This window comes from Roseovarius amoyensis (assembly GCF_003260265.1).
In the GTDB taxonomy this organism is placed as follows: domain Bacteria; phylum Pseudomonadota; class Alphaproteobacteria; order Rhodobacterales; family Rhodobacteraceae; genus Roseovarius; species Roseovarius amoyensis.
Window position 1 is genome coordinate 71,496 of sequence record NZ_QITQ01000006.1, and the last position, 13,131, is coordinate 84,626.

General features: G+C 65.9%; 10 protein-coding genes, 1 tRNA gene and 2 pseudogenes. 9 read left to right on the plus strand and 4 right to left on the minus strand.

All coding sequences use genetic code 11. The annotated features are described in order from the left end of the window. Positions 1 to 74: 74 nt before the first annotated feature. Genes DL899_RS07390 through DL899_RS07405 form a run of 4 tightly spaced genes read left to right on the plus strand, consistent with a single transcriptional unit; the run spans position 75 to position 3,989 of the window. Positions 75 to 761 (plus strand): SURF1 family protein, encoded by a 687-nt coding sequence (locus tag DL899_RS07390; protein ID WP_111733407.1) that lies wholly within the window; start codon positions 75 to 77, stop codon positions 759 to 761. Beyond that, complete coding sequence (thrC, locus tag DL899_RS07395; protein WP_111733409.1) at positions 758 to 2,146, plus strand: threonine synthase; 1,389 nt, start codon at positions 758 to 760, stop codon at positions 2,144 to 2,146. Before DL899_RS07390 ends, thrC begins: the two co-directional genes overlap by 4 nt. After that, positions 2,143 to 3,405 carry a M16 family metallopeptidase gene (locus DL899_RS07400; RefSeq protein WP_111733411.1) on the plus strand — a complete coding sequence of 421 codons (1,263 nt, stop codon included), beginning with the start codon at positions 2,143 to 2,145 and terminating at the stop codon, positions 3,403 to 3,405. Before thrC ends, DL899_RS07400 begins: the two co-directional genes overlap by 4 nt. Then, the gene (locus DL899_RS07405) at positions 3,405 to 3,989 is read left to right on the plus strand and encodes a GNAT family N-acetyltransferase (RefSeq protein ID WP_204355269.1); all 585 of its coding nucleotides are present in this window, start codon (positions 3,405 to 3,407) and stop codon (positions 3,987 to 3,989) included. The genes DL899_RS07400 and DL899_RS07405 overlap by 1 nt, the downstream gene beginning before the upstream one ends. Here the strand turns inward: DL899_RS07405 and DL899_RS07410 are convergent. Then, positions 3,986 to 4,965, minus strand: a pseudogene (locus tag DL899_RS07410) (M24 family metallopeptidase). The gene DL899_RS07405 and the pseudogene DL899_RS07410 overlap by 4 nt on opposite strands. A 177-nt stretch (positions 4,966 to 5,142) precedes the next feature. Next, positions 5,143 to 6,177 carry a uroporphyrinogen decarboxylase gene (gene hemE, locus DL899_RS07415; protein WP_111733413.1) on the minus strand — a complete coding sequence of 345 codons (1,035 nt, stop codon included), beginning with the start codon at positions 6,175 to 6,177 and terminating at the stop codon, positions 5,143 to 5,145. 98 nt (positions 6,178 to 6,275) lie between these two features. On the opposite strand from hemE, the gene hemC reads away from it, so the two are divergent. From hemC to DL899_RS07430, 3 genes are all read left to right on the plus strand, one after another. Further along, positions 6,276 to 7,235: a hydroxymethylbilane synthase gene (gene hemC, locus DL899_RS07420; protein ID WP_111733415.1), complete on the plus strand. Its 960-nt coding sequence runs from the start codon at positions 6,276 to 6,278 to the stop codon at positions 7,233 to 7,235. A gap of 200 nt (positions 7,236 to 7,435) precedes the next feature. After that, positions 7,436 to 7,512, plus strand: a tRNA-Met gene (locus DL899_RS07425). Between the two features lie 173 nt (positions 7,513 to 7,685). Further along, on the plus strand, positions 7,686 to 8,438 hold the full coding sequence (locus DL899_RS07430; RefSeq protein ID WP_111733417.1) for a sulfite exporter TauE/SafE family protein: 753 nt from the start codon (positions 7,686 to 7,688) through the stop codon (positions 8,436 to 8,438). 36 nt (positions 8,439 to 8,474) lie between these two features. Here the strand turns inward: DL899_RS07430 and DL899_RS20230 are convergent. Then, a pseudogene (locus tag DL899_RS20230) lies at positions 8,475 to 8,620 on the minus strand (serine--glyoxylate aminotransferase); the annotation flags it as partial. 162 nt (positions 8,621 to 8,782) lie between these two features. Here DL899_RS20230 and DL899_RS07435 point away from each other — a divergent pair. Further along, a complete protein-coding gene (locus DL899_RS07435) occupies positions 8,783 to 11,464 on the plus strand; it encodes a bifunctional acetate--CoA ligase family protein/GNAT family N-acetyltransferase (protein ID WP_111733419.1) in 2,682 nt (893 codons plus the stop codon). Between the two features lie 13 nt (positions 11,465 to 11,477). Further along, positions 11,478 to 12,395 (plus strand): histone deacetylase family protein, encoded by a 918-nt coding sequence (locus DL899_RS07440; RefSeq protein ID WP_111733421.1) that lies wholly within the window; start codon positions 11,478 to 11,480, stop codon positions 12,393 to 12,395. Between the two features lie 30 nt (positions 12,396 to 12,425). Here the strand turns inward: DL899_RS07440 and DL899_RS07445 are convergent, their stop codons facing one another. After that, positions 12,426 to 12,980 carry a YqgE/AlgH family protein gene (locus tag DL899_RS07445; RefSeq protein WP_275426788.1) on the minus strand — a complete coding sequence of 185 codons (555 nt, stop codon included), beginning with the start codon at positions 12,978 to 12,980 and terminating at the stop codon, positions 12,426 to 12,428. Positions 12,981 to 13,131: the final 151 nt, after the last annotated feature.

Here is a 13,131-nt window from a genome sequence, read left to right on the forward strand (position 1 = left end):
TGTGACCAGAAAGAAGACGCGGGGAGGGGGGCCTCTCCGCCTCTTCGCTTTCAGGCGGATGGACAGGCAGGCGCATGAACGGGCGGACGATCATTGCCCTTGTCTTTGGCATTATCGGGGTGGCGGTCCTGGTCTGGCTGGGGGCGTGGCAGGTCGAGCGGCTGGCCTGGAAAAATAGCATCCTTGCCCAGATCAAGGAGCGCATCGCCGACGCCCCCGTGCCTCTGCCTGAAAACCCCGAACCCGAGCGCGACAAGTACCTGCCGGTGCAAATCGACGGTACATTCGGCGACGAGGCGCTGCGCGTGCTGGTCAGCCGCAAGCTGGTGGGCGCAGGGTATCGGCTGATTTCGCCGTTTGAGACCGGCGGCCGGCGGGTGCTGGTCGATCGCGGCTTTGTCGGGGTGAATGATCCGGTGCCAGCACCACGGGGCGGGAATGTGACTGTCACCGGCAACCTGCACTGGCCCGACGATCGCGGCAGCGCGACGCCGGAAAACGATACCGGCGGCAACATCTGGTATGCGCGCGATATCGACGCCATGGCGCGGCAGTTGGGGACCGACCCGGTGCTGGTGATCGTGCGGAAATTGTCGCAGCCCGAGCAGGGTGTGACGCCTCTGCCTGTGGACACCGCCGCGATTCCGAACGATCACCTGCAATATGCGATAACCTGGTTCGCCCTCGCGGTGGTCTGGGCGGTGATGACCGGATATTTCATTTTGCGCGCGCAGGCTGCGCGGAAAGGTGCGGGACGATGAAATACATCTCGACGCGGGGCAACGCCCCGGTGCTGAGTTTCGAAGAGGCGATGCTGACGGGTCTGGCGCGCGATGGCGGGCTCTACCTGCCCGAAACCATCCCCCAGATGTCGGCGGCCGACATCGCCGCGCTGGAGGGGCAGAGCTATGAAGAGGCCGCGTTCCGTGTGATGTGGCCCTATCTGGGCGGCGCCTTCACCGAGGACGAATTCCGCGCCATCATCGCGCGTGCCTATGACGGTTTCGCCCACGCGGCCCGCGCGCCGCTGGTGCAGCTGGCGCCGGGGCATTTTCTGCTGGAGCTGTTTCACGGGCCGACGCTGGCGTTCAAGGATTTCGCTATGCAGCTCATCGGCCAGCTGTTCGAGGCGTCGCTCAAACGATCGGGCCGGCGGGTGTGCATCGTCGGCGCCACCAGCGGCGACACCGGCAGCGCGGCGATCGAGGCATTTCGCGGCCTCGATGCGGTCGATGTCTTTATCCTTTACCCGCATGGCCGGGTGTCCGAGGTCCAGCGCCGGCAGATGACCACGCCGTCCGAGGCCAACGTGCACGCGCTGGCCATCGACGGGCATTTCGACGATGCCCAGGCGCGGGTCAAGGACATGTTCAATGACTTCGCCTTTCGTGACGCGGTGCACCTTGCTGGCGTGAACTCGATCAACTGGGCGCGGGTGCTGGCGCAGGTGGTCTATTACTTTACCTCGGCGGTTTCGTTGGGTGCGCCGCATCGCAGTGTCAGCTTTACCGTTCCGACCGGCAATTTCGGCGATATCTTCGCCGGCTACATCGCCAAACGGATGGGCCTGCCCATCGACCGATTGGTCGTTGCCACCAACCGCAACGACATCCTGCACCGCTGCCTGGGCACCGGCGCCTATCGCCCCGCAGGGGTGGCCCCCACGATCAGCCCGTCGATGGATATCGAGGTCAGCTCGAATTTCGAGCGCGCGCTTTTTTGCGCCTATGGCCAGGACAGTGGCGCCGTGGCGCAACTGATGGACGAGCTGAAGGCCGGCGGTTTCAACGTCAGCCAGGGCGCGCTGGAGGCGCTGCAAGAGAGCTTTGACAGCGGCAGCGCCACCGAGGATGAAACCCGCGCCACCATTGCCCGCACCCGGCAGGAGACCGGCGAACTGATCTGCCCGCACACCGCCGTGGGCGTCAAGGTTGCCGGCGAACATCTTGCCCCCGGCACGCCGATGATCACGCTGGCCACGGCCCACGCGGCCAAGTTCCCCGACGCGGTGGAACAGGCCAGCGGCACGCGCCCCCCCTTGCCTAAGCACATGGCTGACCTGTATGAGCGATCGGAACGGGTGACACGGGTCGCCAACGACCTTGCCGCCATCGAGGATATCATCAGGGATCGTACCGGGAATTGAGTGTCAATCTGACCACCCTGCCGAACGGCTTTCGTATCGTGACCGAGCATATGCCCGGCCTGCAATCGGCCGCGGTCGGGGTGTGGGTTCTGGCCGGCGCCCGGCACGAGGAGGCAGCCGAGAACGGCATCGCGCATTTCCTCGAACACATGGCGTTCAAGGGAACCGAGCGGCGCAGCGCCTTGCAGATTGCCGAGGTGATCGAGGATGTGGGCGGCTACATCAACGCCTATACCTCACGCGAGGTGACAGCCTATTACGCCCGTGTATTGCAGGACGACGTGCCACTGGCGGTGGACGTGCTGGCCGACATCCTGCGCGCGCCGGTCTTCGACCCGCGCGAGATCGAGATCGAACGCGGGGTGATCTTGCAGGAAATCGGGCAGGCGCTGGACACGCCCGACGACATCATCTTTGACTGGTTGCAGGAACGGGCCTATCCCGACCAGCCGCTGGGCCGCACCATCCTGGGCGAGGCCGCCGGCGTGCAGCGGTTTGCCCGTGATGACCTGACCGGGTTTGTCGGCCGTCATTACCGCCCTGCGCAGATGGTCCTTTCCGCCGCCGGCGCGGTCGATCACGACGCGCTGGTGCGCGATGCGGAACGGCTGTTCGGCGACATGGTCGGTGGCACCGCCAGCCCGGCGCCCGCCGCGCGTTTTGCCGGTGGCGAAAGCCGCCACGTCAAGCAACTGGAACAGGCGCATTTCGCGCTCGCGTTCGAGGGGCCGGATTATACCGACCCCGGCATTCACGCGGCGCAGATCTATGCCAACGCGCTGGGCGGGTCGATGTCGTCGCGACTGTTCCAGGAAATCCGCGAACGGCGGGGGCTGTGCTATACCATCTATGCCCAGGCCGGCGCCTATTCCGATACCGGCATGATGACGATCTACGCGGGCACCTCTGCCGCGCAGATGCAGGACCTGGCGCAGATCACCATCGACGAGATGAAGCGCGCCGCAGGCGACATGACCCTGGCCGAGTTGGAGCGCGGACGCGCCCAGATGAAGGCAGGGCTGCTGATGGGGCTGGAAAGCTCGTCGAACCGGGCGGAACGGCTGGCGCGGATGCTGCAGATCTGGGGCCGGGTGCCGCCGCTGGACGAGGTGGTGGAAAAGATCGACGCGGTCACGCTGGCCGATCTGCACGACATCGCAGAACGCACCATCGCCACAGCGCCCGCCGCGATGGCGCTATACGGGCCGGTCGAGTCCGCGCCGACACTGGCCGCGCTGCAGGAAAGGCGCGCCGCCTGATGTTTCTGCAGCGCCGGAAGCTGCGGATAGAAACCGAGCGTCTGACCCTGCGCGAACCCCAGCTTTCCGATTTTCGCGCCTGGTCCTCCCTGCGCGCGCAAAGCGCCGAATTCCTGACCCCGTGGGAGCCGCAATGGGCGCGCGATCACCTGTCGCGCAAGGGCTTTTCCAACCGCGTATGGTGGGCGCAGCGGGCGATCGCGGACGGGTCGGCGATACCGCTGTTTCTGATCCGGCGTTCGGATGAGGAACTGGTGGGGGCGATCACGCTGGACAACATCCGCCGCGGGCCGGCGCTGGCCGGGACGCTGGGCTATTGGGTGGGCCAGCCCCATGCGCGGCAGGGCTTCATGCACGAGGCGCTGCAGGGGGTGGTGCATTACGCCTTTGAACGGCTGGATCTCAGCCGGCTGGAGGCCGCCTGCCTGCCGGAAAACCAGCCATCGCGCCGGCTGCTGGAAACCTGCGGGTTCAAATACGAAGGCGTCGCGCAAAGCTATCTGCAGATCAACGGGCGCTGGCGGACGCATGTTCTTTATGCCGCGCTGCGCTCCGACCGCAGGGGACGGGTGCAGGGCGGCTAGCCCTCGCCCATCAGCGCGGGGTCATAGCGATAGCGGGTCAGGTTCTCGTACCCGTCCTCGGTGATCAGCACCTGGTCCTCCAGCTTTATCGAGAAATCGCCGCCTTCCTCGCCCACAAGCGCCTCGACGCACAGTACCATGCCGGGCTCGAGCGGATAGTCGAACGCACCGGGCACCGCCGCGTCGGGATAGGCGACAAGCGGCCATTCGTCGCACAGCCCGACCCCGTGCATCATACATCCGTATTTCTGGGCTTGGAACGCGTCGTCGAGCATATGCATGCCTTTCGATAACTCGGGGATCATCACGCCGGGCTTTAGCATTTCCATGTTGGTCATGATGTGTTCGTGCGCGTGACGCATGGCATAGATCATCGCGTTCGATGGTTTGCGATCACCGATCCACCATGTGCGCGAGATATCGACGCAGATGCCGTAGCAGCCGATCAGGTCGGTGTCGAAGGCGACGATCTTGTTCATCTGCACGATGCGGGGGCCGCATTCCTGAAACCACGGGTTGGTGCGGGGCCCGCTGGTCAGCAGGCGGGTTTCGATCCATTCGCCGCCGCGCCGGAACGCGCCTCGCGCACCAGCGGGTTGAAGGACGTAAGGAATGGCGCGTTCTTGTAGTCCCAAATCACCATATAACTATCGGCGCAGAGCAGCAGTGCCCGAAACGGGTTGCGGGTGTTCCAAAGCTGCATGTTGGTGCTGTCGGTGGCGTAGCGGATGTTGAGCGGGTCAAAAAGAAGCAGACCGGCATAGTCGCGCTCGACCACGTGCCGCGTCAGCCGTTCCCAGCGATAGCGGCGCATCGCCTGCAGGTCGGGTAGGTCCAGACCCGCCGCCGCCCACTCGGCGAAGGCCAGTTGCGTCGGCCCGATCTCGATGCGGTCGGCGTCGTTGGGGGTGTTGTCGCCCAGCCGGTCGGCGCGGCCCGGGTCGATCTTGCGGATGTCGCGGTAATGGGGCTGCATGGGCGGTGGTCCTGGGGGCGGCGTTTGCCCGAGCCTGCCCGCCCCTGCAGGGCCCCCGCGCGTCCGTTCACGACACGCCCCCGTGCCTGAATGCGACACACCCCCCGCAACGCCGCGTAAGCGGCCGATGTGTCGACGGGGTATTTGTGACCAGAAAGAAGCGGCAGCCGGGGCCTTTCAGCCGCCGCGCACCGCCTCGATCATGCGGGTGACATTGTCGGGGTCGGCATCGGGGGTAATCCCGTGGCCGAGGTTGAAGATGTGCGCGCCCTTGCGGAACGCCGCGACGATGCGGCGGGTTTCGCGCACCAGGTCATCGCCCCCCGTTACAAGGTGGCCGGGTGCGAGGTTACCCTGCACGCAGCCCGACACCTGCACGTTTTCGGCGGCCCATTCCGGCGTCACCGAATTGTCGATCGCGACGCAATCGGCGCCGGTGGCGGCGTGAAACCCGATATAGCGATCACCCGCCTCGCGCGGGAAGGCGATGACCGGGATGTCCGGGTGCCGCGCCTTGAGCTCGGAAACGATCCGGCGCGTGGGGGCGATGGCGTAGCGGTCGAAATCCTCGCCCTTCAGCGACCCGGCCCAGCTGTCGAACAGCTTGACGCACTCCGCCCCGGCCTCGATCTGGGCCGAAAGGTATTCGACGGTGGCCGCGCTGATCCGCTCGATCAGGGCATCGAACAGCGCGGGGTTCTCGGCCTTGAGCGCGTGTGCCGGCCCCTGGTCGGGGGTGCCGCGCCCGGCGATCATGTAGGTCGCCACCGTCCAGGGCGCCCCGGCAAAGCCGATCAGCGTGGTCTGCGCCGGCAGGGCAGAGGCCAGGTTGCGAACGGTGCCATAGACCGGCGCGAGCGTGTCGTGAATGTCCTGTGGTCCCGCCAGGCGGTCGAAATCGTTCTGGGTGGTGAGGGGCGAAAGGCGCGGCCCCTCGCCGGTGACGAACCACAGCTCGGCGCCCAGCGCCTGCGGCAGCAGCAGGATGTCGGCAAACAGGATCGCCGCGTCAAAGCCGTAGCGGCGGATCGGTTGCAACGTCACCTCGGTCGCAAGGTCGCTGTTGTAGCAAAGCGACAGAAAGTCGCCCGCCTTTTCCCGCGTGGCGCGGTATTCCGGCAGATAGCGGCCGGCCTGCCGCATCATCCAGATGGGCGGAATTTCCTGCACCTCGCCGGCAAGCGCCCTGAGGATGGATTTTGTCTGTGCCATTGCACGGCCCTCCGTTTGGATGGGTGGTCACCTTACAGGCTTGCAATGTCAACCACCCTGCGCTTGTCAGTCGCGCCTTGCCCGTCTAGACCGGCGCCATGACCAAGGATTTGCCCACCCCCGACCGCCCGCTCAGGATCGGCACGCGCGGCTCGCCGCTGGCGCTGGCACAGGCGCATGAAACCCGTGACCGGCTGGCAGCGGCGTTCGATCTGGACCCCGGTGCATTCGAGATCGTGGTGATCCGGACCACCGGCGATGACCGTGCACTGATCGCCACCGATACGCCGCTCAAGGAACTGGGCGGCAAGGGGCTGTTCACCCGCGAGATCGAAGAGGCGCTGTTGTCGGGCGGTATCGACATTGCGGTGCATTCGATGAAGGACATGCCGGTCCTGCAACCGGCCGGGCTGGTGCTGGACACCTACCTGCCGCGCGAGGATGTGCGCGATGCCTTTGTCTCGCCCGTGGCGGACGGGCTGGCGGCGCTGCCCGAGGGGGCCAAGGTGGGTACCTCGTCGCTCAGGCGGCGGGCGCAGGTGCTGGTCGCCTGGCCGCATCTGCAGGTGGTGGAGTTCCGCGGCAACGTCCAGACCCGGCTGCGCAAGCTGGATGAGGGCGTCGCGGCCTGCACCTTTCTGGCGATGGCGGGGCTCAACCGGCTGGGGCGCACTGACGTGGCGCGCAAGGCGCTTGCGCCCGAAGAGATGCTGCCGGCCGTGGCGCAGGGCGCCATCGGGATCGAGCGTCGCGCGGATGACAGCCGCGTGGCCGAGATGCTGGCCGCCATCCACGACGTCGAAACGGGGCAGCGGCTGGCGGCCGAGCGGGCGTTCCTGGCCACGCTTGACGGTTCCTGCGAGACCCCGATCGCGGGGCTGGCCGAACTGGAGGGCGGCACGCTGCGGCTGAGGGGCGAGATCCTGCGCCCCGATGGCAGTGAGTGCCTGAAGGACGACGCCAGCGCCCCGGTCGAGGACGGCGCCGCGCTGGGCCGCGACATGGCGCGCCGTCTGCTGGACCGCGCCGGTCCGGGCTTTTTCGACTGGCGTGGCTGAGCGCGCCGGGGCAGGGGCGTGGAACATCGACAAGGTCCTGATTGCACCCGATGGCAGTGTCGTGGGGGCTTGGGGTGGTATCTCCTGGCCCCAGTCGCGGACCCTGACCCGCCGCATCGAGGCATTGCTGCCACCGGGCTGAGCCGCGCCATTTCTCACTTGACGACCGCCGGGGGCTGTCTTACCTAGCGCCTCGGTTTGGCGGAGTAGCTCAGTTGGTTAGAGCAGCGGAATCATAATCCGCGTGTCGGGGGTTCAAGTCCCTCCTCCGCTACCAGAATATCCCTTGTCCGGCAGATGATTCCGCGCGTCTGAGACGCGGTCATGTGCGTGGTCGGACGGCCCGCAGTTATCCCGCAGTCATCCCGGCGCCAAAACCTGCGCAGATCGTCTTGCCGTTGCCGCGCCGGTTTGGCAGGGTCGCGGAAACTGACCGGATTGGCCCCCGACATGACCGATTATCTATTGCTTGCGGTTGCCGCCTTCGGTGCCGGTGTGATCAACACCATCGCCGGCGGCGGCACCTTTCTGACATTTCCGGCGCTGGTCTTTACCGGTGTGCCGCCCGTGGTGGCCAACGCCACCAGCGCGGTGGCGGTGTTTCCCGGCTATCTGGGCGGCGCGCTGGGGTTTCGGCGCGAACTGGGCGGGCATGACCGCCGCGCCCTGATGCGTCTGGGTGCGATCACGCTGGCTGGCGGACTGGCCGGGTCGCTGTTGCTGCTGGTGTCGTCGAACCGCGCGTTTTCGGTGGTGGTACCCTTTTTGCTGTTGTTCGCCACGCTGATCTTTCTTTTCGGCGCGCAGGTTCGGGCCTGGGCCGCGCGCCATTCGCGCGCGGTGACGCCGCAAGGCGCGCTGGGGCTGTTCGCGGTCAGTGTCTATGGCGGATATTTCAACGGCGGGCTGGGCATCGTTCTGCTGGCGCTCTTTTCGCTTTGGGGGATGACGGCGATCCACCAGATGAACGGATTGAAGAACGGGCTTTCCTTTGCGCTTTCTTCGATTTCGGTCGTCACCTTCGCTGTGGCAGGGTTTGTGGAATGGCCGCAGGCCATCGTGATGATGGTCGCGGCCACGCTGGGCGGCTATGCCGGGGCGCCGATTGCGCGGGCGGCGCCGGTGTGGGCGGTGCGGGCATTCATCGCCGTGATCGGCTTTGGGATGAGCGCGGTGTTTTTCTGGCGCCTCGCCGCTGGTTGATAGTGACAAGGCCGGTTGTCAGCCGGCCCGGCCCGGTTACGCGACTGCCCTTGCGGCCACGCCGGACCCAAGCCGGATGTCCAGCCCTAGGTCGGCCATGACCATTTCCGCAGGGGTGACGTCCGACAGGGCCATGACGTGGGACAGCGACCCAAGGTGCCGATGTGGAACACGCTGCCAGCACCCGTTCGCCCCGGCGACGTAGCGTCACAAGGGGAGTTGACCGGATTTATCGTAGCCTTCACGCTTTAAGCGGTTGACTGGCGTAATGCTGCAGCGCAGCATGGCGACCGGAAAACCGCGCCCGGCAAGGGGCGCACATACACCGGAGCCGGAGAACCGCAATGGATAGCAGCCCGCTAACCCCGATGTTCGACCCGAAATCGGTTGCCGTATTCGGCGCCTCGGACAGTCCCGATTCGGTTGGCGGCCGGGTCTTTACCAATATCCGCGACAGCGGATTCAAGGGCGATATCTATCCGATCAACCCGCGTTACGAAACGGTCGCCGGGGTCAAGTGCCTGTCGGATATCGCCCAGCTGCCCAAGCCGGTCGACCTGGCGGTGATCGCCACCCCCGCCGACACCGTGCCCGGAATCATCACCCAATGCGGCATGGCCGGCACCGCTCATGCCATCGTGCTGTCGGCTGGCTTTGGCGAGGGCGGCGGCCCCGGCAACGACAACGCCCGCAAGCTGACGATGGCGGCGCGCAAGGCCGGCGTGCGGGTCATGGGGCCCAACTGCGTCGGGCTGGTGCGGCCCTGGATCGGGCTCGACGCCACGTTCCTGCGCTCGCACACGCCCAAGGGCGGGCTGGCGCTGGTGTCGCAGTCGGGCGCGCTGTGTTCGGCCATTGCCGACTGGTCGGCGCCGCATCACCTTGGGTTTTCCGCGCTGGTGTCGCTGGGCAATTCGCTCGATATCGATTTCGGCGACGTGCTGCATTTCCTGGCCGACGATCCCAAGACCTCGGCGATCCTGCTTTATGTCGAGGGGGTGCGCGACGCCCCGGAATTTCTGTCGTCGCTCAGGGGGGCTGCGCGCACCAAGCCGGTGATCGTGCTCAAGGCCGGGCGGCATATCCAAAGCTCGACCGCCGCGCACACCCATACCGGCGCGCTGATCGGGAATGACGCGGTGTTCGACGTGGCACTGGCGCGCGCCGGGGCGGTTCGCGCCCAGACCTTTGGCGAATTGTTCGCCGCGGCCGAGATACTGTCGCCGGGCAAACGGGTGCGGGGAAACCGGCTGGGCATCATCACCAATGGCGGCGGCGCCGGGGTGCTGGCGGCTGATCGCGCCGGCGACCTGGGCATCGTGATGCCGCAGCCATCGGACAAGACGCTGGCCAGGCTTGACGCCGCGCTGCAGGAGTTCTGGTCGCGCGCCAACCCGATCGACATTCTGGGCGATGCCGCGCCCGAAGACTTCGCCTCCGCGCTTGGCGCGGCGCTGGAAGAGCCGGAATTCGATGGCGTGCTGGTGATGCTGACGCCGCAGGCGATGACCGACCCGACCGCGGCGGCACAGGCGGTGATCGACGCCATTCCCGAACGCACGCGCAAGCCGGTGCTTGCTTGCTGGATGGGTGAAACGGCGGTGAGTGAGGGGCGCACGCTGCTGTCCGCCTCGGGGATCCCGGATTTCAACACCCCCGAACGCGCGGTCGAGGCGTTTTCCTATCTCGCCCAGCATCAGCGTCACCGCTGGCTGGCGAACGAGGTGCCTGGCCCGCTGCACGACAGCAATCCGCCCGATGTGGATGGCGCGCGCATGATCATCGGCGGTGTCATCGCGGATGGCCGCGAGATGCTGTCGGATATCGAATCCAAGGCGCTGCTCAGGGCCTTTCGCATCCCCATCAACATCACCATCGAGGCGGCCACCGACGTGGATGCGCTGATCGCGGCCGAAACCGTGGGTTACCCGGTTGCGGTCAAGATCAACTCGCCCCAGATCGTCCACAAGTCGGATGTCGGGGGTGTGCGCCTGGGCGTGGCTTCGGGCGTCGAGGTCAAGCAGGCGTTTCGTGACATCGTTGCCGGCGCGAAAAAGCTGCGTCCCGAGGCCCGCATCAAGGGCGTCACCGTCGAGACGATGGCGCATATGGACGATGCGCGCGAACTGGTGGTTGGCGTCAGCCGCGACCCGGTATTTGGCCCGGTGATCCTGTTCGGGGCTGGCGGCACGATGGTCGAGGTTCTGCAGGACAGCGCCGTGTCGCTGCCCCCTCTGAACGAAGTGCTGGCCGAGCGCCTGATCAACCGCACGCGTGTGGCGCGGCTGCTGGAGGCCTTCCGCGACAGGCCCGCCGTCGACCGGGCGGCAGTGATCGACGTGCTGTTGCGCATCTCGGACATGGTGTGCGAGATGCCGCAGATCGTCGAGATGGATATCAACCCGTTGATCGCCGGACCTGACGGTGTGCTGGCGGTGGATGCGCGCATTCGCGTGGCTCGCCCGCCATCGCGCGACGGGGCCTATGACCACGTCGCCATCCATCCCTATCCGCGCCACCTGGTGCGTACCGAGCACCTTGCCGATGGTACTACGCTGACAATCCGTCCGATCCGGCCCGAAGATGCCGAATCGGAGGCCGCGTTCGTGCGCAGGATGTCGCCCGAGGCCAAACGCTTTCGCTTTATGGGGACGGTGAACGAATTGTCGGATGAAATGCTGGCGCGCTTTACCCAGATCGACTATCGCCGCGAAATGGCGATGGTGGCGATGGTGGGTTCGGGCGGCGATGAGGTGCAGCACGGGGTTGCGCGCTATACAATCAACCCGGACAATACCAGTGGCGAGTTTGCCATTGCGGTATCGGACGAACTGCAAGGCCAGGGGATTGGCACGCGGCTGATGAAGGCGCTTTTTGCCGCCGCCCGCGACCACGGGCTGACCAAGCTCGAGGGTTCGGTCTTGCGCGAGAACGTGCCGATGCTGCATCTGATGGAAGAACTGGGCTTTACCGTCACCCCGGATCCCGACGATCGTGAATGCGTCATGGTCGAACGCTGGCTGTAACAAAGGGGCGCCAATGCTCGGCTTCATTTCCCACCCTGCCTGCCACGACCATGACGCGGGTCCGATGCACCCCGACACGCCTGATCGGCTGGATGCCATCGGCAACCAGCTGATCATGTCGGGGCTGGATTTCGTGCTGCGCCACTATGATGCGCCGCTGGCCACGCGCGAACAGCTGCTGCGCGCCCATGACCGGGCCTATCTGGATCGCATATTCGCCTCCGCCCCGACCGATGGCAGCGTCGAGATCGACGGCGACACGGTGATGTCTCCCGGCACGCTGGCGGCGGCGCTGCACGCCGCCGGGGCCGGGGTTCTGGGCGTTGACCTGATCATGCGAGCCGAGGCAAACCCGGTATTCTGCGCCGTCCGCCCGCCGGGCCACCACGCAACCCACGACACCGCGATGGGGTTCTGCCTGTTCAACAACATCGCCGTGGCGGCGGCGCATGCGCTGGCCGAATACGGGTTTTCCCGCATCGCCATCCTCGATTTCGACGTGCATCACGGCAATGGCACCGAAGAGATATTCCATTCTGATGACAGGGTGCTGTTCTGCTCGACCTTCCAGCATCCGTTCTATCCCTTCACCGGGCATGAAAGCGACGCCACCAACCTTGTCGACGTGCCGCTGCCCGCCGGCACCGATGGCGCCGCGTTCCGCGCCGCGGTGGCCGAACACTGGCTGCCGGCGCTGGATCGGTTCAGGCCCGAGTTCCTGTTCATATCGGCGGGGTTCGACGCACATCTGCTGGACGACATGTCGTCGCTGGCGCTGACCGAGGATGACTATCGCTGGCTCACGCGTGAACTGGTGGCGCTGGCGAACACCCATTCAAGCGGGCGCATCCTGTCGATGCTCGAAGGGGGGTATGAGCCGGGCGCGCTGGCCCGCAGCGTGGTGGCGCATATCAACGCGTTGATGGGGTAGGGCGCGAATCTGCTCGGCGAAAGCGGTCCCTCAGGCCCGGCCGGCGTCGCCCGACAGGGTCAGCGCGCTGATGCCGAGCTTTTTCAACGCGGCCTCCCATTTCAGGGCGTCGGCAGTGTCGAACACCAGTTCGGCGTCGGCATCGCAGATCAGCCATCCGTTCTGGGCGATCTCCGCCTCCAGCTGCCCCGGCCCCCAGCCGGCATAACCGAGCGCCACTAGAACATGCGCGGGCCCGCGCCCCTGCGAGAGATCCTCCAGAATGTCGAGCGTCGCGGTCATGGCGAAATCCTCGTTCACCTCCAGCGTCGAGATGGTCGAATGATAGCCATGATCGTGCAGCACGAATCCGCGCCCGTGTTCGACCGGTCCGCCGAAATGCACGGCCATGTTTCGGGCATCGGTGCTTTGGGAAATTTCCAGCTGTTCCAGAAGGTTGGATAGACGCAGATCTTGCGTCGGCTTGTTGATGACCAGCCCCATCGCGCCCTCGGCGGAATAGGCGCACAGAAAGATCACCGAATAGGCAAAACGCGGGTCGCCCATGTCCGGCATGGCGATCAGCAGCTTTCCGTTCAGGTCGATCTCGCTCACTCGGGTCTCCGGCTGGGTGTTTATCAGATGATGGGCATTCCAACGCGCCAGTGCAAGCGCAGCATGACCATCAGCCGCACGCGAGCATTCGAATTGGCTACAGTCCGCTCGCCGGAACGTGACTTGGCATTTACGGTGTGAT

Bases quoted from the DNA above. Each gene is read 5' to 3' on its own strand.
- DL899_RS07390 (WP_111733407.1), top strand. From the start codon at position 75: ATGAACGGGCGGACGATCATTGCCCTTGTCTTTGGCATTATCGGGGTG.
- thrC (WP_111733409.1), top strand. From the start codon at position 758: ATGAAATACATCTCGACGCGGGGCAACGCCCCGGTGCTGAGTTTCGAA.
- DL899_RS07405 (WP_204355269.1), top strand. From the start codon at position 3,405: ATGTTTCTGCAGCGCCGGAAGCTGCGGATAGAAACCGAGCGTCTGACC.
- hemE (WP_111733413.1), bottom strand. From the start codon at position 6,177: ATGGCACAGACAAAATCCATCCTCAGGGCGCTTGCCGGCGAGGTGCAG.
- hemC (WP_111733415.1), top strand. From the start codon at position 6,276: ATGACCAAGGATTTGCCCACCCCCGACCGCCCGCTCAGGATCGGCACG.
- DL899_RS07430 (WP_111733417.1), top strand. From the start codon at position 7,686: ATGACCGATTATCTATTGCTTGCGGTTGCCGCCTTCGGTGCCGGTGTG.
- DL899_RS07435 (WP_111733419.1), top strand. From the start codon at position 8,783: ATGGATAGCAGCCCGCTAACCCCGATGTTCGACCCGAAATCGGTTGCC.
- DL899_RS07440 (WP_111733421.1), top strand. From the start codon at position 11,478: ATGCTCGGCTTCATTTCCCACCCTGCCTGCCACGACCATGACGCGGGT.